The sequence below is a fragment of the Leisingera sp. F5 genome (genome assembly GCF_001593695.1).
In genome coordinates, this window is the sequence record NZ_LUKH01000404.1 from 1 (window position 1) to 2,568 (window position 2,568).

The 2,568-nt window shown below is 61.1% G+C and carries 3 protein-coding genes and 1 pseudogene; all 4 read right to left on the reverse strand.

Annotation, left to right across the window (positions count from 1 at the left end):
* Positions 1 to 164: pseudogene (locus A2I95_RS30970) on the reverse strand (amino acid ABC transporter permease); the annotation flags it as partial.
* Positions 161 to 1,045 (reverse strand): ABC transporter permease, encoded by an 885-nt coding sequence (locus A2I95_RS30975; RefSeq protein WP_027259383.1) that lies wholly within the window; start codon positions 1,043 to 1,045, stop codon positions 161 to 163. The gene A2I95_RS30975 and the pseudogene A2I95_RS30970, both read right to left, overlap by 4 nt.
* A gap of 108 nt (positions 1,046 to 1,153) precedes the next feature.
* The gene (locus tag A2I95_RS30980) at positions 1,154 to 1,861 is read right to left on the reverse strand and encodes a transporter substrate-binding domain-containing protein (RefSeq protein ID WP_291735993.1); all 708 of its coding nucleotides are present in this window, start codon (positions 1,859 to 1,861) and stop codon (positions 1,154 to 1,156) included.
* 46 nt (positions 1,862 to 1,907) lie between these two features.
* Positions 1,908 to 2,568: ATP-binding cassette domain-containing protein (locus A2I95_RS30985; protein ID WP_291735995.1), on the reverse strand; the 661-nt coding region annotated here is incomplete at its 5' end.

A 2,568-nucleotide genomic window follows, 5' to 3' on the forward strand; every position in this document is an offset into this window, starting at 1 on the left:
AAACCGGTCAGCAGCGCGACAATGCCGAAATAGACGTTCCAGATCATACCGGAGCCGATCAGGGTGAAGTGCTCGCACAGGGTGTATTCGCCCTTGGGCAGCAGCCGTTCGCCAAAGCCCAAGGAACGAAAGGCATAGGCCTGAATGGTTTCAACGCAACTCATGCCGCTGCCTTTCTTTGTGCTTCGCCTGCCGCGGTGGCCTGGCCCTTGGTCAGGCGGGTCATGATGCGGTCCAGAACCACCTCAGACACTTTGGTGAAGCAGAGGTAGAAGACCAGCAGTGCGGCGAAGTACCAGACATGCCAGTTCGGGTGCGGGTAGTCGGTGAACCTGGCGGTCTTGGTGCCGCCCAGTTCCCGCGCCCAATAGACGATGTCCTCAACCCCCAGCAGGAACAAGAGTGGTGTGGATTTAATCAGCACCATCCACAGGTTGGAGAGCCCCGGCAACGCATAGACCCACATCTGCGGGACCAGAATGCGCCAGAAGGCCTGGCGGCTGGTCATGCCATAGGCCTCGGCGGTTTCGATCTGACCGCGCGGTACGGCGCGCATGGCGCCAAACAGGACGTTGGCGGCAAAGGCGCCGAACACGATCGAGAAGGTCAGAACCGCCAGGAAAAACCCATAAGTTTCATGTACCCATTGCGGCGAGGTGGACAGCGGCAATTTCGCGGCATCGCAGACCACGAAGTCGATGCCCTGGCGGATCGGCTGGTCCCAATCTGGGCATTTCACCTTGTGGCGCATCCACTCGAACGCCTGGTCGAGCGCGATGACGAAAAACAGGAAGAAGGCAATATCCGGAACACCGCGCACGATGCTGGTATAACCCTTGCCGAACCAGCGCAGCGGCAGAAACTTGGAGCGGGCAGCGCTCGCGGCGCCGAATCCGAACATCAGCGCGACAGGGGCGGTGATGGCCAGCAGGGTCAAGACCACAAAGACCGAGATATAAAGGTTCAAATGCTTGCCGGTGGTCAGGTAGCAGCTGAGCCAGCTCAGCCCCTCAAGCGTCGATGGGTCCGTGCAATAGGAAAACATAAGTGAGCCCGTCTTTCTCTGTTCACGCCCGGTGCGCGGCACCGGATGAGAAGGAATGAGGCCCGCGCGCCGCGGCGGCGGGCCTGCAGATCCTGCAGCAGGATCAGATTACCACTGGGAGGAGACTTCCCACTTGGCGATCAGTTCGTTCAGCGTGCCGTCATCCTTCATCGACTGGATCGCCGCGTCGAGCTTTTCGCGGAGTTCCTGGTCGGATTCGCGGATGCCGATGCCAACACCGCCGCCGAGGGCTTCAGTGCGCTCTAGCATCACCAGGTCGTCACCCAGCACGGTGTCGAGGAAGCTCTTGTCGGCCAGAACCGCATCCGCTTCGCCGTTGCGCACGGCGGCGATGGTTTCTTCCGGGGTGGCGAATTCGACCAGGGTCCAGCCCTGTTCAGCCACAAACGCAGCCTGGATGGTGGTGGCCTGGGCTGCAATCACGCCGGAGCCCAGATCGACGTCGGAGGACAGCGCGACATAGGCGGACGGATCCGGCGGCGTGTAGGGCTGGGTGAAATCGATGACCTCGTCCCGCTCGTCGGTGATCGACATGCCGGCGATGATGGTGTCGTAGTTGCCGGAGACCAGGTTCGGAATGATCGAATCCCAGTCGTTCTTGACCCATTCGCAGGTCAGCTCGGCGCGTTTGCACAGCTCATCGCCCAGTTCGCGCTCAAAGCCGTCGATCTCGCCGGCGTCATTGACGAAGTTCCACGGCGCATAGGCGCCTTCAGTGCCCAGGCGCACGGTCTCCGCCAGGCCCATGCCCGCGGTCAGCGCCAGGGCGGCGGTGCCAAGGATCAGTGATTTCATGAATTTACTCCCGTTCTGTTTGGTTATTGGACTTGTTTGTTATTGCTCAATGCGCGTGGCGGGTCGAGGACAGGAAGGCGCGCAGCCGCTCGGAGCGGGTGCCGCCGAACACTTCGTCCGGGGTTCCTTCTTCTTCGATCAGCCCCTGGTGCAGGAAGACGACGTGGCTGGAGACATCGGCGGCCATTTTCATGTCGTGGGTCACGATCATCATGGTGCGGCCTTCGGCAGCCAGGTCCTTGATCACCTTGATCACTTCCTGTTCCAGTTCCGGATCAAGCGCGGAGGTGGGTTCGTCGAACAACAGCGCTTCAGGCTCCATGCACAATGCGCGTGCGATGGCGGCGCGCTGCTGCTGGCCGCCTGACAGCTGGGCCGGGTAAACATCGCATTTGTCGCCAATGCCGACCTTGTCCAGGTAATAGCGGGCTTTTTCCTCAACCTCAGCCCGGTTGCGGCCAAGCACGGTGACCGGCGCCTCCATCACATTCTGCAGGATGGTCATATGGGCCCACAGGTTGAACTGCTGGAACACCATGGAAAGGTTGGTGCGGATGCGCAGGATTTGCTTGGCATCCGACGGGCGGCGCGCCAGTCCCTGGCCGGACCAGGTGATCGGCTCGCCCTTGAACCGGATTTCGCCTTGCTGGCTGTCTTCCAGCAGGTTGCAGCAGCGCAGCAGGGTAGACTTGCCTGAACCCGAAGAC

Excerpts from the sequence above, each read along its gene's own strand:
- A2I95_RS30975 (WP_027259383.1), bottom strand. The coding sequence starts at position 1,045 with ATGTTTTCCTATTGCACGGACCCATCGACGCTTGAGGGGCTGAGCTGG.
- A2I95_RS30980 (WP_291735993.1), bottom strand. The coding sequence starts at position 1,861 with ATGAAATCACTGATCCTTGGCACCGCCGCCCTGGCGCTGACCGCGGGC.